The sequence below is a fragment of the Candidatus Cloacimonas sp. genome (assembly GCA_039680785.1).
In the GTDB taxonomy this organism is placed as follows: domain Bacteria; phylum Cloacimonadota; class Cloacimonadia; order Cloacimonadales; family Cloacimonadaceae; genus Cloacimonas.
The window spans coordinates 1-26,641 of record JBDKSF010000114.1; the positions used below are offsets into that span (position 1 = coordinate 1).

A 26,641-nucleotide genomic window follows, 5' to 3' on the forward strand; every position below is an offset into this window, starting at 1 on the left:
TTCCCGTCCAGAAAAAATCCCACCAGTCAACACTATTGGAAGCACCCATAACCAGAACTTGAACCCCAGGTTCTATCGTAAGAGTTACTCCCGAAGCAATATAGAGAAAGCTTTGCACAATATAAGGGCTATTTACTGCAGTCCAAACAGTATCATTATGAATCCAACCCCCTACTCTTTCTGTTCCACTTAAAGGAATTAAAATGAGCACCAAGGCAAACAATAATATATATTGTTTCATTTCTTCTCCTTATGTGTTTGATAATTTGGGAAACCCTGAGTTCAGGGCTTCCCTAAACTTTGATCTGTTATTTTATAAGCATCATTTTGCGAGTATGAATCTTGTTATTCTGCTCAATTCTAACAAAATATATCCCTGAAGCTACTTCTTTTTCTTTTTTATCCTTTCCATTCCAAACTATTTTATAATTACCAGGTAGTTGTTTTTCGTCAACTAATTTTTTTACTACCTGCCCTTTGATGTTATAAACAGTTAAATTTACTTTCCCCGGTAAGGGATAAACAGGATTATAGGGATTTAGATGAGAAGTTTATTGCGCTATAATGTCTCCTAACTTACCATAATCCAAAATTTCCCTCTCACTTTTTTAGCCATTATCTCTCTCATCTATAATTAGCCACCGAGAGCACCGAGAACACCGAAAGTGTTTATTACCTTTTTTAGCTATTGCTTGCTTCGCCCATTGCACTTTTCTTCGGTTTCAAAAACAGGTAGGCAATCAAATAAAAAACAGCCCAGGCAAACAAAAAGCCCAGAATTCTGCCCGGTTGGGGACGGCTGATCAGTTGAAACAGGACAAACTGTCTGTTTTTCGCCTGATAGTTATAGATATAGGGAGTAAAGACAGAATCGGCAGTGGCGGAATTCACTTCTGCCAAAAGCTGGGTAAGTTCCAGATGTTCACTGCGTTTATTTTTATAGTGATATTTATCATCCAGCCAGTTATGTTTTGCCAGTTCAGGTAATTTTGCCTGCAGAGCGATGACACCTTGCTGAAAAAGTTTTTGGGATAAGCTGTCGTCCACCATTTTGTGGTATTCGGATAGATTTATCAATGTCTTCAGCATTCCGGAGAGGGAATAGGGCTCGGTAGGAAATTCCTGAAACCAGATTCCACCTGTTTTTTCATAAAAGCTAAAAGAACCATTATCCGGCTGGAGATTATACAGCATTTTTCTGGCTTTGATAAAGGGTTCCGGATCTCTTAAATGACCTGCTCTTTGAGCCAAAGCAACCATCGTAGCGCTATTGGCAGTAGAACTGAACCAGGGTTTTTTAATTCCCGCTTTGGGATAATCAAAATCATTGGAAATATTGCCATTTTCATCCAAATGTTCTTCCAGCCATTTACTGTAAAGCAAAAAGGCAGTTTTACGCGGTTCTTCTATCCGGGTTTTATAAAAGCGGGAGGATTGAGCGGCAATAAGTTCCGGGTCATAAACTTTTTTTGCGGAAGGATAATAACGCATCGGAATGCCGTTTTTATCCATTGTGGATACTTCCATAAAACTATTGCCAAATATATGGAACAGGGTTTTACCCCAAAAATCGGCAATATGCGTTTCGGCTGTTTGCCAAATTGCCACGGCAAAAACAAGGCCGATGAACAATGAGAGCAAGCGGTATTTAAAATTTTTCATTTTTCCCTTATTGCGGCGGATCAGCGTCCGTCGGCTACACACTTTTTTTTTTGCGGCGGATCAGCGTCCGCCGACTACACACTTTTTTTTTTGCGGCGGATCAGCGTCCGCCGGCTACACACTTTTTTTTTTGCGGCGGAACGGCGTCCGCCGGCTACACAACACTTCAATTTCAATGTGCCGGATAAAGCAAAGAGAGAAAGTAAAGGATTGCCTCAAAGACAACAATACTTGCTCCCGTCGGTAAATTAAACTGAAAACTTAAATAAAAACCAATGCAAGCAGAAAAAACAGCAACAAAACCAGAGATAATAATAGCTTTGGACAGCCGATGCACAAAATTAAAGGCAATTACAGCCGGCAAAATAAGCTGAGCGGTAACCAAGATTATGCCTGCGCTTTTCACATTAATTACGATATTGGCAGCCAAAAGCAGCATAAAAATTAAATTCACCGGCTCGGTCTTTATCCGATAGACCTTTGCCATCATTGGATTGTAGGTTAAATAAAATAGTTCCTTATAGAAAAAGCTGACAAAGCCAATATTCAGCACGGACAAAACAGTTAGCGAAATAATTTCACTTTTGGTAACCAACAGCACATTGCCAAAAAGGTAGCTGGAGAGATCAAAACTGTAATTTTTAGATAGGGAAATCAGAATAATACCCAGTGCCATACTTAAGGACAAAAATATCGTTATCGTATTGGATTCTTGGATATTATGCTTTTTTGCCAACCAAGTGATTCCCCAGGCGATCAGCATTACAAAAATCAGGGTGGTAAGCGTTAAATTCAATCCTGCCAAAATAGCCAGGGCAATTCCCGCAAAGGCAATATGGGAAAGCGCTTCACCCAAATATGAAATCCTTCTTAAAGTTACAAAAGGAGCAAAAACTGCCAACGACAAACCCGAAAGTAAAGCGCCCAGAAAAGCATAAACCAAAAATGAGAACTGCAACATCTTGTTCAATAATCCTTTTCAATAATCCGCAAGCTATCGCCAAAGGTCTTATGAATTACATCCGCATCAATTAGTTCCATCTGATTATGACAATGCAAACGCCGATTTAAGCAAACCAGAAAACTGCAATATTTGGAAAGCGTAGTTAAATCGTGAGAGATGGTTATAATCGTTTTGCCTTGGCTATTCAGTTCTTTCAGCAGAGCGAAAAAACTTTCTACGGACGGACGGTCTAAACTTGCTTCCGGTTCATCCAAAATAAGATATTTGCTTTTAGTGACCAGGGCGCGGGCTAAAAACACTCTTTGCAATTCGCCTCCGGAAAGTTTGCCAATTTGTTGTTTTGCCAGATGAGCCACTCCCGTTTGTTGTAATGTTTCCATTGCTTGCTGTTTATGATTACTGTTAAAATGAGCGCCCCAAGGCAGCTGACCCGCCAAACCCATTAAGACAATGTCCAAAGCGGTGGCAGGAAAGGCATTATCAAATTCTTCATATTGGGGAAGGTAACCGATAGTATTATTTTTCAGCCAGTTATAGTGTTCTATGCCATCAATTAAGATGCTGCCCGTTTGCAATTCCAGCAAACCTAAAATCAATTTTATCAAAGTGGATTTTCCCGCTCCGTTAGGCCCTATAATAGCGACAAATTCGCCCTCGGAGAGTTCCAAAAAGATATCTTCCAGAATTATCTTGCCGTTTATTTTGTATTCCAGGTCTTTAATTTGAATCATTAGTATCGCTAAAATCCCATTTTCATCTTTTGCCAGTTGCCCTCTATCAATTCAGCAATGGTTTGTGCCTTGCCGTCACTGCCCAAAGGGTCAAGGGTAAGCAATTGCAAGTTAAATTCTCGGGCAAGGGTTTCACCGGCTTTTTTATCCATTTGCGGTTCCAGAAAGATCGCCTTCACCTGATGTTCTTTTATAATATTTCCCAGGAGGGCAAGTTCTTTGGGAGTGGGTTCTTTGCCGGGACTTTCCTGCACAAAGCCCAATTCCTCTATTCCAAATTCTTGCAAAAAATAGTGAAACGCATTATGATAAGTGATAATGGCTGGGTTTGGATATTGCTTTCTTTCTTGGGCTATTTTTTCCTGCAAACTTTCCAATTCTTTTTGCATCTGTTGCGCATTGCGTTTAAAAACGAATGAAGAATTGGGAAAACGCTGGCTAAGTTCCTTTTCCAGATAACCCACCAAGCGAATCATCAAAGAAGGGGAAGTCCACAAATGCGGATCTTGAGCAGAATGATGATGGTGTTCAACATCTTCTTCCGGATGATTTTCTTCCGCTTCCATTGCTTTTACGGGCAGCGGGATAACATCTTTCAGCAAAGTTGCCGCCTCCACATAAACATCTTTTCGTTCCGCAAAATTTTTCGCCAGATTGCTTTCCAGCCCCAAACCATTGCCCAGAATGAAATCCGCTGAACTGAAATTATTCAAATCCACAGGACCGGGAGACCAAGTATGAGGTGATGCACCGGCAGGAATAATGCTTTTAACTTCAAAATCATCTCCCGCAAGTTGTTTCAAAATTAGCTCATAAGGATGAATGGAAGCCAAAAGCAGTGGCTTTTTTTCTCCCGTTTCCTGGTTCCGGCAGGAAAAAGTAAATAGCAGAATAACAAGCATTAACCATTTTATTCTCTTCATTATACAACCTCCTAAGTTTTTCCCCTTTTTGTATTTATCTTTAGGTGAGAAACGCTCTGCACCTTCATCACTTTTTTGCCTCAGGCCTTTCTTTAAGTGCAAAGAAGTCATCACACCTTAGGCAAAAAACTCTCACAGCTGGCGCTGACTGCACAAATCAACATAATTTTTGCCGCCGAACTATCGTAAGCCAATGTAAAAAGTCCCTTACCAGCCACCTGCCTTCCCCCTGACATCTTCTCCCCTTCCTCTCCTCCTGAACGAGGAGACAAGGACAGGAAGAGGAGGAGATGAAGAGGAGATGTCAGCAAGGAAATTCTTCTATTCCATATACTTTAAAAGAGTTGTAAGTAAGCGAACGCCTACTCCCGTGGCTCCTAAATTATTCACACCCGATTCCCTATCTTTCAAGGCAGTGCCGGCGATGTCTATATGCAGCCAGGGTTTATTTTGCACGAATTCTTTTAGGAAAAGGCCTGCGGTGATAGTTCCCGCAAAGGGACCTCCCGAATTTTTCAAATCGGCAATTTCGGATTTCAGCTGATCTTTATAGTCCTCGTAAGTAGGTAATTGCCAAATATTTTCCCCGGTGAAACTGGAGGCGTTTTTCAGGATTTCCAGCCAGGGTTCGTTATTGGTAATAATTGCAGTAATTTCTGTTCCGAGGGCTCCCACTGCGGCACCCGTTAAAGTAGCGATATCAATGATGCGCTCACAATGTTCTTTTTCTATGGCATAATGAATGGCGTCGCAAAGAGTTAAGCGTCCTTCAGCATCGGTGTTGTTAACTTCGATGGTTTTTCCGCTCATAGAAGTGATTACATCTCCCGGATGATATGCGTCTCCGGAAATCATATTTTCGCAGGCAGCGACGACGCCTACAACATTAACTTTCAATTTCAAAGCAGAAATGGCACACATTGTTCCGATTACGGCAGCCGCTCCTCCCATATCATCTTTCATATTAGCCATTCCCTGTGCGCCTTTAAGACAGTATCCTCCGCTGTCAAAAGTAATACCTTTGCCAACTAAAGCAATGGTTTCTTGTTTTTTATCCGGATTGCCGTTATGACGCATAATGATTAATTTTGGTTCGTGAGCCGAGCCGCGACCTACGGCTAAAAAAGCATCCATTTTAATGCGTTTAAGCTTATCCAAAGAAAAGATGTCGATGGAAAAACCATATTGCAAAGCGGCGCTTTTGGCTGACTCGGCAAGATATTCAGGAGTAACTACATTGGCTGGTTCATTTACCAAGGTTCTTGCCAGATTTGTCGTTTCGCCATAAATGCGTCCTTCCACGATGCCTCTGTTTAAATGGCGGGTATTTTTGGTGGAACTAACGGTGTGCAATGCTTCAATTTCATTCTCACCCCTATCAACTGTTACATATTTGTTAAATTGATAGTTAACCAGCAAAGCCGTTTCCGTTAAAATATGCCCAAAGGAAACATCATTGATGGGATTTTCAAAACCCTGGAAGAGATATATTTGTTTGGTTTTCATCTTCCCTGCCAAACGAATGGAAGAGGCAAAAAGTTTACGCAGTTTATCCGGCGTGAGGTCGTTTTTATTGCCCGCACCCAGCAAAATAATGTTCTGCTTCTGATTTTCCACGAAAATGGTGAAGTTTTTCATTTCTCCGAATGCAAAGTGATAATTCTCGCTTTTACAATAGGCCTTCACTATTGTGACGATGTTGGCTGGAAGTAAATCCAGATGGTTTAGAGAACCGTTTTCCTCATTTAGGATGATTAAACAATCCATATAATCAGGGACTTTGCGGATGATGTCAATCTTCATTGTGAACTCCTTTTTATTTTATATAAGTGGTTAAAAATCCTCAGTTAAGCTTAAATAATACAAAGGTCTGGAAATATTGGAAAGATCGGTTTGCCAGGCAATGTCCAGCTTCAAAACAAAATACCCCAAATTCAAACGGGGTCCTATGCCATAACCAAGTTTTATATCATTCAATTTGCCGTCTATCACGCCCCGGAAATTGGAATTATCATCCCAAGCGCTTCCAATATCCATAAAAATACTGCCCCGAATATTATTTAGAGTAAGCGGAATGGGAAAAGCAAGGTTTATGCTATCCAAAAACGGAACCCGTAATTCTGCGGAACCCATAATCATTTTTTCCCCGTCCAAATCTTCATTTAAAGCGCGCACTCCATACAAACCATCCAAATTAAAACGCTCCGGTGATTCACCCATGCTGAAAGCAGCATTCAAACGAAAAGCCAAAGAATATCTTTTTTCAAAGAAATAATAATAGCGCCAATCCAAATAGTTGGTAAAATAATTCAGCTCATTTTGGGCAAAGCTTTTCCTGATCAGATAATATAAACGCTCTCCAGCCATGGGACCCGTGGAACCATAAAGCGCATTATCAAAAACTAAAGCCACGCCGGGTGCAACAACTGTATCCGTTCCTCTATCCACATTCATAACCCAGTTTCCGTTTTGGACATTTTCCGGGGGCAGATAATCCCATTCCTGCTTTACATAATAAAGCTGATTATTAGATTCCAAACGCATAAACCGACTGAAAGGATATTGATAAATGAAAATCATCCCCGTTTCGTGATCGCGCAAACGCAGATAATCATCCTGACCAGGTAAATAACGCCGATAATAGGTCTCGTCATAATAGTTATAAACCCCAATTCCGTAATCGGCACGATGCTTTAAATTCATCAAAGAAAGAAAGATATTGCTATCCTCAATTTTACCCGATATTCCTAAACTGATGCCTATTCCATAATTGCCCATAATGTCGCTCAAACTTAAATCCAGAGCTCCGATGGTTCCGCTGTAAGAAGAATAGGCAAGTCCGCCCCAAATGCTATCGAGAGCAAATTTAACCTTGTATTTTTCTATCTGTGGGGGTGTAGAAACAGAATCGGGTTTATTATCCCAAGAAAAATCAGGAAACAGTTTTAAGGAATCGTCGTCGCTTTTTTCCAGTTCGGAAAAATAAGGACGGCGAGGATTATGGAGCGGTCTATCAGTTCCTCTCTGCCTTTGGGCTTTACTTCTTTTTCCGTAAAGGTTTAGCCGCTGTAAATCTATTGTTTGTAAAAGGTCTTCCGTGCGCTGATAAATTTGGGGAGGTTTATTTTCCGTATAAACGAGGTTAGTAAAGGGACTGTCGTCAAAATATATATCCCAAGCGCCGTCAAAGTAATCGCTCATAATAAAATAATTATCATCCGAACTGATGTCGCCGTTAAAAATGCCGGCGATACATTGGGTGAGCGTTGCCCGTTCTCCCGTGTTTAAAGTAAGAATTTCATAGTTGGCAATGCTTTCTTTATAGGAAAGAAAAGCTAACTTATTGCCCTTATCCGCCCAAATGGGAGCAAAACAATCGTAGGTCTCAAAAGTGCGTTGAACGATTTCTCCGGTTTCTAACTCCAAGGTAAAAATATCACGCTTCAGGTCTGAAAACATACCGTATCTGCTTTCTGCATTATCCAGTTTGCGTTCACTGTCGTAGGCAATAAATTTGCCATCGGGAGAAAAACGGGGATGTTCATCATCATAGGCATCATTGGTTAATTGAGTAAGCGTCTCTGCCTGCATATTATACATAAATAAATCGGCTTGCATTCCTTTTTGGGCAGCCAAAATAAGAGACATTCCATCGGGCGAAACATCCGCTTCGTAAATTGCCTGTAATTCAGGAATGGAAATGGTTTTAACTATTTTTTCGGTAACAACATCTAAAATCTGAATTTTATCGCCGGTGGCTGTTTTGGTGGCAAAAGCGATTCTTTTGTTATCTGGAAACCAGGAAAGCGCCGAACGAAAATAGTAAAATTCTTCGGATTTAGCACTTTTTTCACCCTTAAAAATTAACTGCGGTTTTGCCAAACCCTGTGTTCCCGCCAACCAAATGCTGTATCTGCCCCCGGCATTGGAATAATATACATAATGCGTTCCATCGGGTGAAAAACGCGGAGACAAATTAAAGTAGGAACCATCCTTTTTATGAAAAGTGCGCTGCTCAAAACTCTCCGCGGGGATGCTATGACTGTTGATGATAGGATAATAATTCCTTCTAAGCTGATAAAGCCAACGCTTTTCCAAGTCCTCAAAATTCATCCCAAAGGTCTTTTTGGTTGCTTCATCCAAATTGAATGCGGCACGAATGGAGAAATAATATTCCGAAACTTTCTCTTTGCCCCATTGGCCTGCTATATAAGCTAAAAAACTTTCCCCCAAACGATATGCCAAATAGCCATCCACGCTACCCAGCTTAGGGATGTTGCTATTCAGAACCATATCCAGAAGATACATATTATTATAGTCATCTTCGCCACCCACGGAAAGATATTCCGGCAGACCTTCCGAAAACCAAAAAGGAAATGAAGTGGGTCTCAACGAGGCATTGGTATTCAAAAAACCATCATCCATTGCATTGGTATAAGCATGGGTAAGTTCATGCGCCATAAGTTCTTCGAGAGAGGCATAACTACCCTCAAAAGGAATGGCTACCCGATTATGTAAACTTTCCGTAAAGCCACCTATGCCTTCCGTTAACAGGTAATAAGTGATATTGGTGCTCAAAAATTCCGTCTTGGTGGCATAAAAGATAATCGGAATGCGACTTACAATCGGAATTTTGAATTCTGCCTTAATATAATAATAAATATCTTCCGCCATCAAGGCAACTGTTTTGCCAAATTGATCTTCTCCTTTGGGAAAATAGATGTCAAAGTGCATTGTTTGAATATAGGCAAAATCCTGCGGAACGGCATTTACTTTATTTTGACCAAAGCTATAAGCAAAAGCGAAACTGCCCAGAATCAGCAACAACAGAAGGCAACAGAGCTTTTTATCCATTTTTCATCTTCCTAAAAGACACGAATTTTGATATATTTTTGGGGGTTATCCTTAATGTCTTGGATGAGAGCATTAAGGTTTTCCGTAGCGCCATTTATCTTATTATAAAGTTGCTTGTCATTTAACAATAAGCCGACAGTTCCCTCCTTGCTTTTCAGGGTTTGGGCTGTTACATTCAAATTGGCGGAAAGAACGCTTAAACTATCCAATGTCTCAGATAACCTCTGCAAGGCAATATGGCTTTCGGCAACTGTTTTCTTGATGGGCTCTTTGTTTTCCGCCACCACTTCTTGCAAAGAAGAAGTAAGCCGTTCTATTTTATTTATGGTAACTATTAGTTCCTGTTTGGTGTCTTGGGCGACAATGCCAATTTGATTAACGGTGCCATCGGCATTTTCGATTAGCTTTTGTGAACTAAAAAGCAAACCCTGGGGTGAATTTATCAGCTGGAGCGTCTTTTTTAATTCCTCTACGCCGGAAGATGCCTTAGCAATCAGTTCCATCATTCCCGCGGGTGAATTACCCTGTTGTAATTGGTTAATGTTTAAGGGTTTAGTTCCATTTCCAGGAAGTATGCTCAAGGCCTTGCTGCCCATCAAAGAACTATCAGATATCAAAAATTGGCTTCCTTCGGTCAATGTTATGTCCCTTTTAACTTTGGCGGTTAAAATAATCTGCTCTTTTTGGGCCTCGATCTTTTTCACTCTGCCAATTTCCATCCCGCGGAACATAACTTTGTCGCCAATTTCCAAACCCGCTATGTCAGGAAAGGCAATTTTTAGCTCATATTGCGAACTGCCAGAAAGGAGACCAGCAAGCCATAAATAGCCAAATATAAGGATGATGACTATAACAACTGTCCAAATGCCGGTTTTTATTTGAACGCTGCGCAGGTTAGGATAAAACTTCTTCATTTCTCTTTATGTCTTCAATTGCTTTTTCTCTGCCGCGGGAAAAAGCACATTATTTAAGATTAAACGATAGCCGGGCGAATTTTTATGCAGCTCCAAAATGGTTTCCGGATCACCTACTTTATGTTCATAATCCTCAGGATCGTGCCCACCGTAAAAAGTGAAAGTCCCTTTGCCAATGTTGCCGTGTAGATATTTAACTTCATTCGTGCCAGGAACTTCTGCCAGAATAATCACATTTTTCTTCACTTTATCTTTGAAAAAAGAAGTGGTCTGACCCAAAAAACCGTCAATAACATTGGTTTGACACTGAGTTAGCATTGTGGGAACGGGATCATATTTGGCGCTGAAATCAAAAAGCTGAAAATAATCAGCTTCGGGTCCCCGCAAACGGGAATAATCACTGGCATCAATATCGGAAAATTCATATTCATAAGGATTGGGCTTCAAAGTGAAATTCTCAAAGGCAAAAGTGCGGGAAAAATCTAATTTCTTTTGATATTGAGGGTCTATGCCATCACCATCTATCGCAAAATCTACAATATCCACATCTTTGGCGGCTAAAGCAATGTCGTAAGTATCAGTGGCGGCGCACATTGCAAACATAAAACCACCGTTTATCACATAATTACGAATCTTTTCCGCTACCGCGTGTTTCAGCTGCCAAACTTTCTGAAAACCGTGTTTGGTAGCCATCGCTTCATTTACACGCACATCATTTTGATACCAATTTGTATTGCGATAGGAACCATAAAATTTGCCATACTGACCGGTAAAATCCTCATGATGCAGATGCAGCCAATCATAATCCGTAAGCTTTCCTTCCAAAACCTCATCATCCCAAACCCGGTCATAATCAATTTCAGCATAATCTAATGCTAAAGTGACTGCATCATCCCAGGGAAGTGCATTGGGAGGAATATAAACAGCTATTTTGGGCTCTTTTTCCAAAGCAATGCTTTCCATATTGTTTGCCTGAATTTCCGTTAAAATAGCCGCCACATCGGAAGAAGTTACATTTTCAAAACGCACGCCGCGAATGTTACATAACGAGGTTAAATTGCCCGAATCAGGAAAGAGAAAACTGCCCCCCCGATAATTTAACAACCACCTGCCAACTAAACCTTCTTTAAGACCCGCAAAGGCAATGCCATAGGCCTTTAAGTGATTGGTTTGCGTGTTATCCATCGGAATTAATACATCAGCAAATAAAGGCACAAAACCCCAACTGCCCATCACTAAAATAAACGGCAGAAGACACCTTAACCCTTTCCTCACAACCCACGCAAACTCTTTTTTGAACAAGGATTTATTCCTTCTTATTTCACTTTTGCTAATATTAAGCCAATTTTGTGCCATAAAACAAGAGTTACACTTCTGCTGTCAAGTTAAATCTCCGCTGCAGGTTTTTTTAACCCGGAAAACACTTTAATTTGTCAAAAGCTCTGAAAGCCAATAGAAGAAAAAGTTCCGTTAGGAACGATAGGTATTAACGAAGGGTTTTAACCCGGCGCAAAAATATCAAGATGGAATAATAAATCAAGATGGGTGAAAAGTCCCAGCGGGACGATACATACTAACAACGGATTTTAATCCGGTGCCTTAAAAAGCAGTATAAATAGTTCCGTCAGGAACGACAGATTTTAGTGCCGGGTTTTAACCCGGCGCAGAAATATCAAGATGGGTGAAAAGTCCCAGCGGGACGATACATACTAACAACGGTTTTTAATCCGGTGCCTTAAAAAGCAGTATAAATAGTTCCGTTAGGAACGACAGGTATTAACGACGGGTTTTAACCCGGCGCAAAAAAGTCAATTTGGAGGAAATAGTTCCGTTAGGAACGACAGGTAATTATAATGGGTTTTAACCCATTGTGAAAATAAGCGGGGATAAAATATAATAAGTTCTGGAAGCAGAGGAGGAAATAATTATCTTGTTAAGCATATAGTTAGATGACTTAGTTATACATTTTAGTACCTGTCGTCCCGCTGGGACTTTTATACCCTATTTCAATGCACCGGATTAAAATCCGTTGTTAGTATGTGTCGTTCCTAACGGAACTTTTGCCTAAGTTATATTTTTTCGAGGGGCTTACGCCACCATCGCTATCATTGTGTCGCCCTTTGAGTTAAAATCGGTGTTGCATGTGATCTGCCATACAATTTCATTCTTGTTTCCTATTTTTGAATAAGGTATTAATAAATTCTTAGAATATGCCGATTTTGACTTAAAGACGACAACCGACAGATTATTTTCACCACCATCGCTATTTTTGTGTCGCCCACAAGGGGCTAAAATAAAAAAGATGATGATCGTGTCTTCTTTTTTCGAGGGGCTTACGCCACCATCGCTATTTTTGTATCGCCCACAAGGGGCTTTATTAACTTCTTATATAATTAGCAGTTATATAATGTAATCCACAAAATAAAATCTTCTAAATCCTATAATCCTGAAATCCTTGTTTCTAAAATCAAATCTGCGTTATCAGCGCAATCTGCGTGAAAATAAATCTGTGTAATCTGTAAGAGAATATTCCAAAGGAAGAACGAAATCCTCGTCGTTTCCCTGACAACCGAGTTATGCAGTTTCCGCTTTATTTTAGGATTGCCTGATAGGTTGTTTGTTGTGGTTGACGAGGAAATCAACACTCCATATTCCCAACGGGTTAAAACCCATCGATAAAATCTGTCGTCCCGCTGGGACTTTTATACCCATTCATAATTGCGCCGGGTTAAAAACCCGTCGTTAATACCTGTCGTTTCTAACGGAACTTTTGCCTAAGTTATATTTTTTCGAGGGGCTTACGCCACCATCGCTATCATTGTATCGCCCTCAGGGGCTTTATTAACTTCTTATATAATTAGCAGTTATATAATGTAATCCACAAAATAAAATCCTCTACATCCTAAAATCCTGAAATCCTTGTTTCAAATGTCTAAGTTCAAATCTTGAAATCCTTGTTTCAAATGTTGAATTTGTAAGAGAATATTCAAAAGAAGAATGACATCTCGTCGTTCCCCATACAACCGAGTTATGCAGTTTCCGCTTAATTTTTGATTGCCTGATAGTTAGTTTGTTGTGGTTGACGAGGACGTCAACACTCATGTATTTCCCACCGATAAATATTCTTGTTTTTTAAAATCCAAACCTGAGATCCTTGTTTCTGAACTTAAATCTGCGTGAAATATTTTCGGTGGCTTATAAATAAATCCTCTAAATCCTAAAATCCTGAAATCCTTGTTTCAAATGTCTAAGCCCAAATCCTGAAATCCTTGTTTCGTAACAATAAATCTGTATGAAATATTGTCGGTGATTTATTAGATTAATAGCAGTTCCGTATGCTTTAGAAAAAAGTGGTGGGTGATACAGGATTCGAACCAGTGACCTCTACGATGTGAACGTAGCGCTCTAACCAGCTGAGCTAATCACCCATTAGATAGTCAATTTATATTTTAGATAAAAGTAATAGGAGGACGAATAGCACTTTAGCAAAGGAAAAAACCTTTGTTTTGGTAATTCATCTTTCGGATTCTCAAGAATACACAAACAAATCCATTTTTGCCAATAAACAAAAAGAAAGGCATTTTCGCCAGCGCCCAATAAATCCTTTTTCGTCAAGACAAAGAAAAAACCTTTGTTTGTTTAACAAATCTATAGAGTTATCCTTTGTTGAGCAATAAATCTACCAGCTTATCCTCTCTTGCCAAAATAATGAGCTATCTACCTATATTTACAGCAATTAAGAAAGTGGTGGGAGATACTGGATTCGAACCAGTGACCTCTACGATGTCAACGTAGCGCTCTAACCAACTGAGCTAATCACCCACTTAATGGACAGATTTATGAAGTAGGATTTTTTGTCAAGCGGAAAGGGAGCTTTTTTAGTAGTTTTTACGGTCGCAAAACCGCATTTTCCCCTTGAAGAAAGCAAGTAAAACAAGTTCCCAATTATACGATCGTAAATGAATATTCAGTTCAAACTATCTATCTTCACTTCTTCCAATATCTTCCTACAAGCATCTCCTCTTTATCTCCTCTTTCTCCCGTCCTATACTCGTCGTAGAGGAGGAGAGGATAAGGCGGGGGGGACAGGATAGTATAAAGCAGAAAGGAAGAATTTTTTTTGTGCGGTGGCAATATTATGTAAGGCAAGAAGTTACAAAACCAAAAGAGAAAATGGTAAAACAATGGACAATGTTATAACTTTTCTTTAAAGTGGCAGTTGTTAATTTCCGATTTCAGCTAAGCCATACATTTCATAAAGTTTAGCCACTTGACAAATCAGAGTTAAGATTTTTTCTGGCAAAGTTGGCTTAAGACCGTGCCATTATACAGAGATAGTTTTTGAGAATTCCAATTTCCGCTAAAGAACAAAATGCTGGGAATAGTGTTTTGTTTTAGGGTGGAAATTGGCAAAGGGGAGAAAAAGGAACAAAAGCAAGCAAAAATTTGGTGGATAAGTTGTGGATAACTTCGTTAAAGAAAAGGGACACCACACCTGGAAATAGGTCTTAAGTTTTTAATATATAACAAGATATCGTTTACGCAAGCGTTTCTGTAATGGCAGAGAGCTGTTTGTGGATAAATAAATTTCGTAGGAAAGTGATTTATGGATCAAGACATTTGGCAAAACATACTTGATAAACTGGAGGAAAATATTAACCCTCAAAGTTTCAAGACCTGGTTTTCAGATACTAAACTGGTAGATATGAATGACAGAGAGATGATGATAAGGGTGGCGACGCAATTTTCGGCAAATTACTTAAATCAGAATTACAAAGAGATACTAAGTGAAATATCCTACGGCCTTTATGGCAGAAAATATGACATTCAGTTCATCACTCAGCCCCATCATAATCATAATGATGATCCCGAAAAGCGCAATTACAAAGGCAATAATGTTACCGCCAATGTAAAACTGAACGAAAGATATACTTTTGATGAATTCGTGGTGGGTAAAAACAATAACTTTGCTTATAGTGCGGCAAAAGCGGTTGCCGAATCTCCCGGTTACACTTATAATCCGCTGTTTATTTACGGTGAAAGCGGAATGGGCAAAACGCATCTGATGCAGGCAATCGGAAATTTTGTGCAAAAAGATGGGCGTAATTGTTCCATCTATTATATAACTTCGGAAGCGTTCACCAATGAAATGATTGATGGCATCCGCAGCAATAAAATGCCGGAATTTCGGGCGAAATTTAGAAAAGTGGATTTGCTGCTGATGGATGACATTCATTTTTTATCTCGCAAAGAAGGCACGCAGGAAGAATTTTTCCACACTTTCAATGCGCTTTTTGACAACAAAAAACAGATTGTGCTAACTTCGGATAGACCTCCCAAAGATATTCCCGATCTGGAAAAACGGCTGGTTACAAGGTTTGAAAGTGGTTTGTTGTGCGATCTGAAAAACCCTGATTTTGAAACCCGCGTTGCCATTTTACGCAAAAAAGCCGAGCCGGAAAATGTGCTCTTAAGAGACGATACCATCAATTTCATCGCCGATAATATTACCAGTAGCGTTCGAGCTTTGGAAGGATCGCTGATTCGTATTTTGGCTTTTTCGTCCTATAACAAAATAAATCCCGAAGATATAGACATTACTCTGGCGGAAGATATTCTTTCCGATATGATATCAGAAAAAGTGCATTCCATAACTTTGGATGCTATAACGCAACAGGTTTGCCAGTGTTATAAAATTTCACCTGCCCAACTAATGGAAAAAACCCGAAAACCCCAAGTTGCCTTTCCGCGTCAAGTAGCTATGTATCTGGCGAATTATTTGATTCCCCAGCTCTCCTTAAAAGAAATAGCCGAATATTATAATAGAAAAGATCATACCACGGTTATACATGCCAAAAAAATGATCGAAAATCAGTTTAGGGACAAAGAGGACTTTAGAGTTCAGCTGGAAATGATGATAAAAAATTTGCAGAAGTGAGCAAAAATTTGGTTTATATTTTTGCTCAAATTGAATTATGGAAGAGTTTAAATTTGCATAAATTGGGTAAACCTCCGCTACTTTATCCACAATTGTGGATAGTGATAGGTGGATAAGAGTGAATAACATTATTTTAAATGACTTCTGTAGATATTTTTGTGGATAAAGTAAGGTTATCAAGCTGGGTTATCCACAACTTATCCACACCTAAAATGGCTTTGGATATTATGCTAAGGCAAAGGATAGAAGAAAAAGCTTGACCAAATATCCCCATATCCACAACGCCTACTTATATTACTTTATAATAGAATTACTTTTAAAATAGGATTATTATTATGGTATGTCTTAAGCCCTGTCTAAGAACAATGATGTGCGTCATAACCATCTTAATGCTCATCAGCGGATGCACTGATAAGAAAAATTTAACGGGTGATAACTTCAGTGATGTAAGCGCCATTACCGTAAATGACGAATCAGGCATAATGAATGGTTACAGTTTTCCTGCCGAAAAATTAGCGACCATTTCCGGCAGTGAAACAAAACTTTTGGCAGGAAGTTATCAAAATGCCACAGCCATAAGTTTTTTAAGATTTACGGGTCTTCCGGAAGATATGATAAACATCAGGCCTGATAGCTGTTTTCTGCAAGTGAAAATTAGCAAGCGTTCAGCTCTTCCCAGAAATCCCTTAAAGCTGAAACTCTATAAATTAAACAAGGTATGGAGCGATTCCATAGATTTGGAAGCTATTACAAACAGCGATCTTAGCCAAAATCCACTGGCGGAATGGACGGTGGCAGATACAATTGGCAGCACTGGAAAAGTGGTAAAATTTGCGCTTCCCACCTCGGAAATATTTAATTGGGAAACGCCTGATACTTTGGGCTGGAATTTTGTGTTAAAGACGGAAAACGATGGCTGGGTGGAAATAATATCCAGCGAACAAAGCACGGGACCAAAACTAAACCTCAATTATCAAACCGAAGTGGAAGGCGAGTATGAAACCTACAATGAATTTCCCGCAAAAGATACTTACACTTTAAACGCTCCGGTGGGTGTTACCTCTGAGAGCTGGAAAATTAGTAACTTAACTTCCACAAGGATGTATCTGTTATACGAACCTACATATACCATATTTAAAGACAATGAGGGAAATATGTTGGATAGTTTACAAATAAAACGGATGACCATAAACAAAGCGGTAATCGTGCTTCATATTAAACAAAACGATTATTACAGCGGCACCAACAGTTATTCATTGTATTCGTTTAATGTAGTGAAAGATTCCATAACAGATATGATTCCGCTTGTTACAGGAGATTATGAAATTATTTCCAATACCGTAACTTCCACCGGATATGTTAGCAGCGATTCTATAACTGTGGATATAACTCCCATTATGCAGGCATATTCTTCCGCCGATAAAAAACCCAAAGGAATAATGATTCAGTCGCTGCAAGAACGCCAGAATTTTGGCACTGTGGAATTTTGGGATTGCAAAGACAGCACTCCTGCCGGTAAAAAACCTTATATAAAGATTACTTACACTCCACCTTACTTGTAAAATGAAAAAATACATTGTTTTATTTGCTACCCTGCTTTTCCTTTTTTCTTGCGGAAAAAAAGAAGAAAAAGGCGTCGCTTTGGCTCAGGTGGATAAAGAAATACTCTATTTGGATGACTTTAAATCCACTTTCGGAACCCAAGAATGGGAAAATTTAAATCCTGAAACGCGGAAAAAATATATTGAGGACTGGGTAAACCTTACCATTTTGGCTCATTATGCTGATGAAAATGGCTTGAACAAAGAAAAAGCGGTTAAACAAAAAATCAGTTACGCTGCCAAAAAAGTGAAAGCAAATGCTTTGATAGCAAAACGCCTTGCCGAAATTGAGGTTTCCGAAGATCAGCTCTTCAATTACTTTCGTCTGCATCAGGCGGAATTTCAAAAAAATGCAGTAAACTATAACATTCAGCGTATTGCTTTAATGGATAAGATATCAGCCGAAAATGTTTTGCAACAGCTAAATCAAGGATTAGGTTTTACGGAAGCCGTGCAACGCTATTCTACGGAAGAATTAAAAAATAACGGCGGATATATGGGACTGGTTAATGCTGGTGGTTCCGATTCTCTTTTCTGGTTGAAAGCGCGCGAATTAAAAGAGAATAATTTTGGCTTACTCTATAAAGAACCAATATGGTATATTTTTAGAGTGGTGGAAAGTAAAACCACGCCTCAAGAGACCAATTTTGAGGATTATAGAGAAGAAATTAAACGCAAAGTGCTGCTGGAAAAACAGGATCAAATTTACCAGGAATTAATCAGAGAATTAAAAGCGCAAAACAGTGAGATATATTATTATTGAACTCGGTAGCTAAAAAGAAGGAACAGAAAGAATGAAAACAAAGCTAACATTATCACTGCTGCTGATAATCTTCACTATAGCATTATCGGCAGAATTGGTAGATAAAATTGTTGCCAAAGTGGGAACGGAGATTATTCTGCTTTCCGATCTGCAAAAAGAAATGGCGCAGATGCGAAGTGCAGGCATCATAGATGAAAATACGAATCCGGCTGCAGTTTTGGATGAAATGATAAAACAGAAATTAATCATTCAAAAAGCCAAAGAACTGAATTTGACGGCTAACAACGAAGAAATAAAAAGCATGGCAGAGGGTTACCTAAAAAAAATAAAATCACAATATCCCAGTGCTGCCGCTTTTAATGAAGACCTTAAAAAGAGCAAACTTACCGAATCCGATTTGTTACAGATATATAAAGACATTTTAACGGAACAATCACTTTCCGACCAAATTCTGAAAAAAGAAATCGTAAATAAAGTATCAGTTACGGAAAAAGAAGTAAAGGACTTTTATGAAGCCACCAAAGATACTTTGGCGGTAAAACCCGTCTCTTGGGAATTGGGAATTATCGTGCGCGAAATAAAACCCAGCGAAGAAACAAGAGCGGCAAAACTTGCCGAAATAAAAACCGTCCAACAGCAATTAAAAAACGGAGAGGACTTTGCCACTTTGGCAAGCAGCATAAGTGAATGCCCCAGTAAAGAAGTGGGGGGAGATTTAGGCTTTTTCAAAAAAGGACAAATGGTGAAACCCTTTGAAGATGCCGCATTTGCTTTAAAAATTGGCGAAGTAAGCGACATTGTGGAAAGCGAATTTGGCTTCCATATTATCAAACTGGAAGAGAAAAAAGGCGATCAAATAAGAGTTCGCCACATTTTAAAAACACTTTCTGCCACGGCGGAAGATTCTTTGCGAGAAAGACAGCTGATGGAAGAAATCCGCAATCGCTTTGCTCAAGGCGAAAGCTTTGCTTCGCTTGCCAAAACATATTCTATGGATAAAGATAGCAGTGAAGATGGCGGTTCTTTGGGGGAATTTACCGAAAAAGAACTTCCTCCTCTTTTTTCCGCTAATATTATGCAAACACCGGTGGGAGAAATGACTCCCGTTCTGGAAAATAACGGTTATCTATATCTTTTCTGTCGATTACAAGAATATCCACCCCGAATGTTCAGCTTCGAAGAAGTGAAAGATCAAGTGCGGGAATTGGTCTTAAAAAAGAAACAATCAGAAGCTTACAATACCTGGATAAATAATTTGCGACAGGAAGCTTATGTGCAAGTAAGTTTATGATGGCAAAAACACCCCAAAAACTGAACTTTTACACTTTTACGGCATCCCTTTTCGGAATCGGTTTTGTTCCTTTGATGCCAGGAACTATAGGTTCGCTTGCCGCTTTGGGAATTTATCTGCTGATTAACGGTGAGCCGTTTATGGGTAAAACCTTGTTTATTACTTTGCCGATTTTATTGGTTTTCTGTTTGCTGGCGGTTTTTTTAAGTTCCAAAGCGGAAAAGACCCTCGGCAGAGATAACGGCGCAATAGTTATTGATGAGGTCTGCGGATATTTCGTAAGTGTTTTGCTTTTACCCAAAAGCTGGCTGATTGGGCTTTACGCTTTTGCCCTGTTTAGAGTTTTTGATATTGCCAAACCCTTTCCAATTATGAAATCCCAAAAATTGCCCACGGGCTGGGGAGTTGTTATAGACGATATAATAGCTGGCATTTATGCCAATATAATAATTCAAATACTAATTAAAATTTATCCGAGATTCTTCGGATTATAGGAGAAAAAATGAACTACATACTATTACAAGCAACAGGAAAAGCAGCTACTCAACAAGGTGGTGCCGGAACTACAATGATCTTTATGATTATAATGTTCGTGATTCTGTATCTTTTGCTGATTCGCCCCCAACAAAAGAAGGCAAAGGAAACCCAAAAAATGCAGGATACATTAAAAGTGAATGACAGAGTTTTAACCAGCTCTGGAATTTACGGAAGAATTGCTTCCATCAAACCCGATAAAGGAATAGTGGTTCTGGAAATTGACGATAACAATAAAGTGCGGATAGACATTCAAAAAAGCGCAATTGTTGGCGTGGTAAATACTCCCGAACCTGAACCCGAAAAATGACCTATATTCCAGAACTATTACCTGTTCGTCTTTATGGAGACGATTGGCTAAGAAAGAAGCTGCCGGAATTTGATTATTCCAAAGAGGCATTGCATAATTTCATCGAAGATATGATCTACACAATGTATCAAAGAGATGGAGTTGGTCTTTCTGCCAATCAAGTTGGTTCTTTGTGGCGAATAATAGTCATCGATCCCGAACGCAATGAAAACAAAGATAGCCAAAACCCCATCGTAATGATCAACCCCGTTCTGGAAAAGAGAGAAGGTGAAGTTATTTATGAAGAGGGTTGCATCAGTTTACCCGATATTTTTGCAGATGTAACACGCAGCAAAACAATCACTTATTCATATACGGATCGAGAAGGAAAGAGAATTTCGGATTCCGCCACCGGTATGAAAGCAGTAGTCATTCAACACGAATATGACCATTTGGAAGGTATTCTGTTCACGGATCATTTAGGAACGCTTACCCGTTTGCGCATTATGCACAAATTGAAAGCATTAGCGGCAAGAGCGAAAGATGGACAGAATATAATGGAAGGATTACATTTATAATGCGTTATCTGTTTATGGGCTCTTCCGATTATGGCTTACCAGCTCTTGCCAAACTGATTCAAAATGGCTATCAACCTTCGCTGGTCATAAGCCAGCCCCATAGACCTTCCGGAAGAAATTTACAGAAAACACCGACCCCTGTTTCTCAATTTGCTCTGGAGCATAAGTTGCCGCTTTATAATCCTGAGGACATAAATTCTGAGGAAAGTATTGCCAAATTAGCTGATTATGAGGCAGATATAATAATTTCTGCCTCCTATGGCAATTATCTTGGAAAAAAAGTGCGAATGCTTTGTCCTTTCAGAGCTGTAAATCTACATCCTTCTCTTTTGCCCAAATACAGAGGTTCCACTCCCATTCAAAGCGCTATTTTAAAAGGAGAAACGGAAACGGGAACCACTATTTTCCAGATAACGGCAAAAATGGATGCGGGACCCATATTTAGGCAGGAAAAGCTATCCATTTCGGAAAAGGAGAATTACACCGATTTGTTGGAACGGCTTAAACAACAAGCAGCTGACATTCTTTGGCTTTTCTGGCAAGATTTGTTGAAGGGAAAAGAACTTAGCCATTCTGAACAAGATGAAAGCCAAGCAACCTGGTGTTCAACTTTTAACAAACAAAGCGGTTTGATTAACTGGTCAAACCAAGCAAAAAATATCCACAATCAAATCCGTGCTTTTTCTTTAACTCCCGGTGCTTGGACTTATTTTAGAGCAAAAACAATGAAAATTCTGGCGTCGGAATTAACTGCCAAATTGGCGGAAGGAAAGCCGGGACAAATATGCTGCCTTGACAAAAAAAGCGGCTTCTTTGTTAATTGTATGGATTATAAATTGCTTATTACTAAAGTTCAGGCAGAAGGCAAAAAGATTATGGATGCCGCCGCTTTTATCAATGGAGCGCGCCTTTTGTCTGAAGAAATATTAGGAAGCTAACAATGAAAAAAGAATATTTTGCCATTATTAAATTCCCCGTTTTTGTCGGCTTATCGCTTCTTATCGTTTTGCTGATTTTCTTTTTTATGGTTTTGGGCAGTTATCACAATTTGGGACTTTCTGCCTGGGGGAATATTTTTTACACTCTCATTTTTATTCTGATTATTGTTCTCATTGCCAGCTGGATTTTAACTCTTATCAGCACGCATCGAAAAATCAAGCCCCGCTGGCTACGCATATATCTTTCTTGGGTTTTGTCACATATATTTTATCATCTGGCAATGTGGATCTCCGTTCTCTTTTTCCAGAAAAAGACCTCGATGCAAGAGTCCTTTTTATACTTTAACAACGAAATTGTGGTTACCAATTACCAAGGAATGAATTCCAAAAATCTGCTTTTGCTTTTACCACACTGCCTTCAGAACTCAAATTGCAAAATCCGCATCAATAATAATATTGTGGAATGCCAAGAATGCGGTGGCTGCGATATGGCAAAAATGAAAGCAATTACCAGAGACAGACAAATTAAGGCAGCGGTTGCATCCGGTGGCTCTTTGGCAAGAAAATTGGTGAAGGACACACATCCTGATATCATTATCGCCGTTGCTTGTCACCGGGATTTAACAGATGGTGTGCGTGAAAGTTGGCGTTATCCTGTTTACTCTGTTCTGAACGAAAGACCCAAAGGTCCTTGTTTTGAAACGACGGTAAGCTCTTCGGTAATTGATTTTGCAGTGAACAAATTTATTTGAAAGGAGTGCCTAACTTGAAGCGTATCAATCTTTTTACCGTTATCATCATCCTGCTGCTCAATGCGTTTGTTACAATGGCGTTAATTAATAGATATATGGATAAAAATGCCATAAATAACGATTATATATCTCAAAACAACTCTCAGCCCAATAAAGCGTCATCTGCCAAAAGGATAAATTCCATCACGGAAGCCGTTAAAGCTGTTGAGCCAGCGGTGGTAAGCATCAATGTTATCAAAACAGAATATGTGCGTGCCGCCAGTCCTTTTGGATTCGGTTTTTTTGATTTTTTTGGATTAACTCCGATGATGCGTCAGGTAGAATCAATCGGGAGCGGAGTTATTTATGATAAAAGTGGCTTGATTATAACTAATGCCCATGTAGTTAGCGGGGCATCTCAAATTAAAGTTATTTTGCCTGATAAAAGAGAATTTACAGGAACCGTAGTAGGGATTGATGAAATACACGATATCGCCAAGGTTAAAATTAATTCCAATAATTTACCCGTTGCCGAATTAGGAAATTCCAGCGATCTGATTACCGGAGAATGGAGTATCGCTTTAGGCAATCCTTATGGCTTTTTAATGAACGATTCCAAGCCCAGTGTTTCGGTGGGAGTGATTTCTGCCGTAAATAGAAATTTTGCCGCCCGCCAAGATAAACGCGAATATAAAGCTATGATTCAAACCGACGCTGCCATCAATCCCGGAAATAGTGGAGGACCGTTGGTTAATATCAATGGCGAAGTTGTTGGCATCAATACTTTTATCTTTTCCGAAAACGGAGGCAATATCGGAATAGGATTTGCCATACCCATCAATTATGTGAAGAGCATTTTGGCTAAAATATGAAAAAATTTCACTTTATTTTGCTGCTGGCTATATTTACCAGCAGCTCTTTTTTTGCTATTTCCCAAAAGTTACCAAATTCCGAAGGGGCAAAAACCCCTGGCATAAATCCCCAAAGCATTGTCTCCGTTTATAATACACCGGGCGATACTTTAACCGTCATCCAGCGTCCTCTTTTGAATATTCCGGCTATTGTCATTCCCGGCGAAACATTTACTATAACCTGTTTGGCACCCCAAAATACCACGAACTGGAATGCCTGGCTAAGGCAACAAAACAAACGCCTTAGTTTAGCGGTCACAAATAGCGAGTGGTTAACTCAGCCAGACCGCTGGGAAATTGATGTTCTCGTTCCTTCCGTTTCGGTTTATGAATTATACGATTTGGAGGTCTCTGCCAGCGGAGGAATTTCCGATTTTACCCAAAATGCCGTGCAAGTAATTCCTACTCGCAAAAACAATTACTATTTCGTGCACATCACGGATTCGCATATTCCCAATCGTTTATATTATCCCAATGCGGGTTATGATACGGATTCTACTGAGGTAAATAATCTCCGGGCAGTGATAGATGATATCAATATTATTCATCCCGAGTTTGTTCTTTTTACCGGCGATTTAGTCAACGAAGGAGAGTTGGAGGGTTTTGCAAACCAATATTGGTATGGATGGGGTCAACACTTACTGGCGGAATTGGATGTTCCGGTTTATGTAACCTCCGGAAATCATGACATTGGCGGTTGGGATGAAACCCCACCTTCGGCAGGAACGGCAAGACGAAATTGGTGGAAATATTTTGGTTGGAAATGGCTGGATAATACTAATCCCATTTGGCTTTATCATACTCAGGACTACTATTTTACCTATAATAACACAGTTTTTATTGGGTTGGAGAGCTATGATAACTATGATTCTTGGCGTTATAATATCTATGGCTCCACCAGTTATACCAATCAACAAATTACCTGGCTGAATAACACCCTTTCGCTTTTTCCAGATTATACCAAAGTGCTGTTTCATCACTACGATTTTCAGGAGGAGCTAAATCTTTCCGCTTTAGGAATTGATTTGGCTTTGTGGGGTCACATACATTATAACAGTGGCTCTATTTATACTTATCCCTATAACTTAGCTACCAGTAGCACCTGTAATGGCAATCGCGCTTATCGGGTTGTGCGGATTAATAACAATCAAGTTACACCATATAACACAATTTATGCCGGCTCAAATGGAAATAATTTGTCCCTTCAATTTTACCCTTCCAATTCTGGTGTGGCGGATAGCGTGGAGGCAGTTATCACCAATAATCAGCCCCTTGCTTTTGAAAATGCCCAAATAAAATTTATTATGCCTTCAGGAAATAACGGTTATCGCGTTCAGGGAGGAATTCTGGAACAGGTAGATAGAAGCGGAATTAATAATGTTTGCTATGTTAGCGTTTCGCTTTCTGCTAATAGCACTGCCACCATTTGGCTTGCCGATAGCGGAGTGGAAAACATAGACCCTTTGCAAGTGCCTGAGCTATTACAAATAAAAAGCATCTACCCCAATCCTTTATCCCTGCAGGGGAATATACAACTTTATAGCGAGAAAACATTATCTACATTAACCTTGCAACTATACAACCTGAAAGGACAGCTGGTTTATCAACAAGCATTACAAAGCATTGCCAAAGGAGAAAATAATCTGTCCTTCACTATACCCGATGCTTTATGTAGCGGTATTTACTTTCTGCGTTTGCCGGAAGCAAAGAAGCTAACCCAAAAAATAATAATTCTAAAAAAGTGAGCAGATTATTCCTGAAAAAAGACCTCAAACCGCCAAACTTTTAGCCGCATCAGAATTAGCGGTGGCGAACCTACTCTGCATCCACAATTCTATACAATGCTGAAAGAAATGAGAAATGCCCATAGAAATAGACAAGGAGATATATTAAACCTTTGCCGTAATTGCCATTATGGATAATATGCCCCCGAAAATAACTTTGCACTCCTGCACTCCGGCACTTTGAACTCCCGCACTTTGAACTCCCGCACTTTGAACTCCCGCACTTTGAACTTGTAAACATCTCCTCTTCCTCTCCTCATTCTCCCGACCCACACTCCTCGTTGAGGATGAGAAAACGACAAGTGGATAAGGAGTTAGCATAAGGTAAAAAAAATTCCGCTTTTGTCACCCCGTTCCTGAGATTTGTCACCCCCTATATTATAGAGGATAAAATTATCAGGAGCAAAAAAAATGAAAGTTAAATACCGTAACTTATTGAAAAGTTATCAGGGTAAGAACGATGGAATGGTGTATTATTACAATCCCCATCTGAAAAAATCAATATGCCGCCGCTATATTTACCCCAAAATCAGCCAAAATAATGTGCATTTTGCCCAGATTAACCGTAACTTGAAAGAACTAAACCCCTCGGAAGGTTATCGATCGGATTTGAAAATGTATGTGAATATCACTAAAGCGGAGAAAAAAGAAAGAGGAAATATCTGCTGGAATAATATTTACCGGAAAATAATGTTCGCTCTGGCAAAAGACAAAGGCATTGATCTGGCAACCCTTACCCGCACTGATATTTACAGCCAAAACCTGCCCTGCAAAACAGTGAAAGAAAGCATTGAAGCCGGTTATCTACCCCCAGTTGTGGGATATCAAACCTTCGTTAACGAATTTTAAAAGATAATTTAGCCACCGAAATCACCGAAGCTACCGATAATGTTGCACGCAGATTCCGCAGATTCCGCAGATTTATGAGGATAATAGGCCTGGGAGGAACAGGATTATAGGGATTTTTGGGATTTCAGGATTAAAATTTAGAAACGAGGATTTGATTTTAGAAACGAGGATTTGATTTTAGAAACAAGGATTTAAGGATTTTAAGATTAAGAGGATTTCTTTTTGGAAACAAGGATTTGATTTTAGAAACAAGGATTTCAGGATTATGAGGATTTCTTTTTAAAAACAAGAATATTAACCCGTTGGGAATAATGGAGGGTTGACGTCCTCGTCAACCACAACAAACAAACTTTCAGGCAATCCTAAAATAATGCGGAAACTACATA

Annotated in this window: 21 protein-coding genes and 2 tRNA genes; 12 read left to right on the forward strand and 11 right to left on the reverse strand. The window is 39.5% G+C overall.

Annotated features, from left to right (window positions below; genetic code table 11):
• The 11 genes from ABFC98_07995 to ABFC98_08045 all read right to left on the reverse strand — a co-directional run.
• Nucleotides 1-241, reverse strand: a 241-nt coding sequence (locus ABFC98_07995; GenBank protein ID MEN6445969.1) for a hypothetical protein, incomplete at its 3' end; no start/stop codon positions are given.
• Between the two features lie 440 nt (nucleotides 242-681).
• Nucleotides 682-1,662, reverse strand: a complete 981-nt coding sequence (locus ABFC98_08000; GenBank protein ID MEN6445970.1) for a D-glucuronyl C5-epimerase family protein — start codon at nucleotides 1,660-1,662, stop codon at nucleotides 682-684.
• Nucleotides 1,663-1,834: 172 nt separating this feature from the next.
• Nucleotides 1,835-2,623, reverse strand: a complete 789-nt coding sequence (locus ABFC98_08005; protein MEN6445971.1) for a metal ABC transporter permease — start codon at nucleotides 2,621-2,623, stop codon at nucleotides 1,835-1,837.
• 5 nt (nucleotides 2,624-2,628) lie between these two features.
• Complete coding sequence (locus ABFC98_08010) at nucleotides 2,629-3,357, reverse strand: metal ABC transporter ATP-binding protein (protein ID MEN6445972.1); 729 nt, start codon at nucleotides 3,355-3,357, stop codon at nucleotides 2,629-2,631.
• Nucleotides 3,358-3,365: 8 nt separating this feature from the next.
• Nucleotides 3,366-4,280, reverse strand: coding sequence for a zinc ABC transporter substrate-binding protein (locus tag ABFC98_08015; GenBank protein ID MEN6445973.1), 915 nt, complete (start codon nucleotides 4,278-4,280; stop codon nucleotides 3,366-3,368).
• Between the two features lie 321 nt (nucleotides 4,281-4,601).
• A complete protein-coding gene (locus tag ABFC98_08020; protein ID MEN6445974.1) occupies nucleotides 4,602-6,083 on the reverse strand; it encodes a leucyl aminopeptidase in 1,482 nt (493 codons plus the stop codon).
• Between the two features lie 30 nt (nucleotides 6,084-6,113).
• Complete coding sequence (locus ABFC98_08025) at nucleotides 6,114-9,134, reverse strand: BamA/TamA family outer membrane protein (GenBank protein MEN6445975.1); 3,021 nt, start codon at nucleotides 9,132-9,134, stop codon at nucleotides 6,114-6,116.
• A gap of 11 nt (nucleotides 9,135-9,145) precedes the next feature.
• Nucleotides 9,146-10,048, reverse strand: coding sequence for an MlaD family protein (locus ABFC98_08030; protein ID MEN6445976.1), 903 nt, complete (start codon nucleotides 10,046-10,048; stop codon nucleotides 9,146-9,148).
• A 6-nt stretch (nucleotides 10,049-10,054) separates the two neighbouring features.
• On the reverse strand, nucleotides 10,055-11,281 hold the full coding sequence (locus ABFC98_08035; GenBank protein ID MEN6445977.1) for an asparagine synthetase B: 1,227 nt from the start codon (nucleotides 11,279-11,281) through the stop codon (nucleotides 10,055-10,057).
• A 2,118-nt stretch (nucleotides 11,282-13,399) separates the two neighbouring features.
• Nucleotides 13,400-13,476 (reverse strand) — tRNA-Val (locus ABFC98_08040).
• 317 nt (nucleotides 13,477-13,793) lie between these two features.
• Nucleotides 13,794-13,870: transfer RNA gene (locus ABFC98_08045), tRNA-Val, on the reverse strand.
• A 784-nt stretch (nucleotides 13,871-14,654) separates the two neighbouring features.
• Here ABFC98_08045 and dnaA point away from each other — a divergent pair.
• From dnaA to ABFC98_08105, 12 genes are all read left to right on the forward strand, one after another.
• Nucleotides 14,655-15,986 (forward strand): chromosomal replication initiator protein DnaA, encoded by a 1,332-nt coding sequence (dnaA, locus tag ABFC98_08050; protein ID MEN6445978.1) that lies wholly within the window; start codon nucleotides 14,655-14,657, stop codon nucleotides 15,984-15,986.
• A gap of 335 nt (nucleotides 15,987-16,321) precedes the next feature.
• The gene (locus ABFC98_08055; GenBank protein ID MEN6445979.1) at nucleotides 16,322-17,548 is read left to right on the forward strand and encodes a hypothetical protein; all 1,227 of its coding nucleotides are present in this window, start codon (nucleotides 16,322-16,324) and stop codon (nucleotides 17,546-17,548) included.
• Between the two features lies 1 nt (nucleotide 17,549).
• The gene (locus tag ABFC98_08060; GenBank protein MEN6445980.1) at nucleotides 17,550-18,350 is read left to right on the forward strand and encodes a peptidylprolyl isomerase; all 801 of its coding nucleotides are present in this window, start codon (nucleotides 17,550-17,552) and stop codon (nucleotides 18,348-18,350) included.
• A 31-nt stretch (nucleotides 18,351-18,381) separates the two neighbouring features.
• Nucleotides 18,382-19,641, forward strand: coding sequence for a peptidylprolyl isomerase (locus tag ABFC98_08065; GenBank protein MEN6445981.1), 1,260 nt, complete (start codon nucleotides 18,382-18,384; stop codon nucleotides 19,639-19,641).
• Nucleotides 19,638-20,135 (forward strand): phosphatidylglycerophosphatase A, encoded by a 498-nt coding sequence (locus tag ABFC98_08070; protein MEN6445982.1) that lies wholly within the window; start codon nucleotides 19,638-19,640, stop codon nucleotides 20,133-20,135. Before ABFC98_08065 ends, ABFC98_08070 begins: the two co-directional genes overlap by 4 nt.
• A gap of 8 nt (nucleotides 20,136-20,143) precedes the next feature.
• Nucleotides 20,144-20,485: a preprotein translocase subunit YajC gene (gene yajC / locus ABFC98_08075; GenBank protein MEN6445983.1), complete on the forward strand. Its 342-nt coding sequence runs from the start codon at nucleotides 20,144-20,146 to the stop codon at nucleotides 20,483-20,485.
• Nucleotides 20,482-21,042 (forward strand): peptide deformylase, encoded by a 561-nt coding sequence (gene def, locus ABFC98_08080; GenBank protein ID MEN6445984.1) that lies wholly within the window; start codon nucleotides 20,482-20,484, stop codon nucleotides 21,040-21,042. The genes yajC and def overlap by 4 nt, the downstream gene beginning before the upstream one ends.
• A complete protein-coding gene (gene fmt / locus ABFC98_08085; GenBank protein MEN6445985.1) occupies nucleotides 21,042-21,980 on the forward strand; it encodes a methionyl-tRNA formyltransferase in 939 nt (312 codons plus the stop codon). Before def ends, fmt begins: the two co-directional genes overlap by 1 nt.
• Before the next feature lie 2 nt (nucleotides 21,981-21,982).
• Nucleotides 21,983-22,732: a DUF116 domain-containing protein gene (locus ABFC98_08090; protein MEN6445986.1), complete on the forward strand. Its 750-nt coding sequence runs from the start codon at nucleotides 21,983-21,985 to the stop codon at nucleotides 22,730-22,732.
• Between the two features lie 5 nt (nucleotides 22,733-22,737).
• Complete coding sequence (locus ABFC98_08095; GenBank protein MEN6445987.1) at nucleotides 22,738-23,583, forward strand: trypsin-like peptidase domain-containing protein; 846 nt, start codon at nucleotides 22,738-22,740, stop codon at nucleotides 23,581-23,583.
• Entirely contained in the window at nucleotides 23,580-25,367 is a 1,788-nt protein-coding gene (locus ABFC98_08100) for a metallophosphoesterase (GenBank protein MEN6445988.1), read from the forward strand. The genes ABFC98_08095 and ABFC98_08100 overlap by 4 nt, the downstream gene beginning before the upstream one ends.
• Nucleotides 25,368-25,817: 450 nt before the next feature.
• Complete coding sequence (locus ABFC98_08105; GenBank protein ID MEN6445989.1) at nucleotides 25,818-26,255, forward strand: hypothetical protein; 438 nt, start codon at nucleotides 25,818-25,820, stop codon at nucleotides 26,253-26,255.
• Nucleotides 26,256-26,641 lie beyond the last annotated feature (386 nt).

Excerpts from the sequence above, each read along its gene's own strand:
- ABFC98_08000 (MEN6445970.1), bottom strand. The coding sequence starts at position 1,662 with ATGAAAAATTTTAAATACCGCTTGCTCTCATTGTTCATCGGCCTTGTT.
- ABFC98_08005 (MEN6445971.1), bottom strand. The coding sequence starts at position 2,623 with ATGTTGCAGTTCTCATTTTTGGTTTATGCTTTTCTGGGCGCTTTACTT.
- ABFC98_08010 (MEN6445972.1), bottom strand. The coding sequence starts at position 3,357 with ATGATTCAAATTAAAGACCTGGAATACAAAATAAACGGCAAGATAATT.
- ABFC98_08015 (MEN6445973.1), bottom strand. The coding sequence starts at position 4,280 with ATGAAGAGAATAAAATGGTTAATGCTTGTTATTCTGCTATTTACTTTT.
- ABFC98_08020 (MEN6445974.1), bottom strand. The coding sequence starts at position 6,083 with ATGAAGATTGACATCATCCGCAAAGTCCCTGATTATATGGATTGTTTA.
- ABFC98_08025 (MEN6445975.1), bottom strand. The coding sequence starts at position 9,134 with ATGGATAAAAAGCTCTGTTGCCTTCTGTTGTTGCTGATTCTGGGCAGT.
- ABFC98_08030 (MEN6445976.1), bottom strand. The coding sequence starts at position 10,048 with ATGAAGAAGTTTTATCCTAACCTGCGCAGCGTTCAAATAAAAACCGGC.
- ABFC98_08035 (MEN6445977.1), bottom strand. The coding sequence starts at position 11,281 with ATGGGCAGTTGGGGTTTTGTGCCTTTATTTGCTGATGTATTAATTCCG.
- dnaA (MEN6445978.1), top strand. The coding sequence starts at position 14,655 with ATGGATCAAGACATTTGGCAAAACATACTTGATAAACTGGAGGAAAAT.
- ABFC98_08055 (MEN6445979.1), top strand. The coding sequence starts at position 16,322 with ATGGTATGTCTTAAGCCCTGTCTAAGAACAATGATGTGCGTCATAACC.
- ABFC98_08060 (MEN6445980.1), top strand. The coding sequence starts at position 17,550 with ATGAAAAAATACATTGTTTTATTTGCTACCCTGCTTTTCCTTTTTTCT.
- ABFC98_08065 (MEN6445981.1), top strand. The coding sequence starts at position 18,382 with ATGAAAACAAAGCTAACATTATCACTGCTGCTGATAATCTTCACTATA.
- ABFC98_08070 (MEN6445982.1), top strand. The coding sequence starts at position 19,638 with ATGATGGCAAAAACACCCCAAAAACTGAACTTTTACACTTTTACGGCA.
- yajC (MEN6445983.1), top strand. The coding sequence starts at position 20,144 with ATGAACTACATACTATTACAAGCAACAGGAAAAGCAGCTACTCAACAA.
- def (MEN6445984.1), top strand. The coding sequence starts at position 20,482 with ATGACCTATATTCCAGAACTATTACCTGTTCGTCTTTATGGAGACGAT.
- fmt (MEN6445985.1), top strand. The coding sequence starts at position 21,042 with ATGCGTTATCTGTTTATGGGCTCTTCCGATTATGGCTTACCAGCTCTT.
- ABFC98_08090 (MEN6445986.1), top strand. The coding sequence starts at position 21,983 with ATGAAAAAAGAATATTTTGCCATTATTAAATTCCCCGTTTTTGTCGGC.
- ABFC98_08100 (MEN6445988.1), top strand. The coding sequence starts at position 23,580 with ATGAAAAAATTTCACTTTATTTTGCTGCTGGCTATATTTACCAGCAGC.
- ABFC98_08105 (MEN6445989.1), top strand. The coding sequence starts at position 25,818 with ATGAAAGTTAAATACCGTAACTTATTGAAAAGTTATCAGGGTAAGAAC.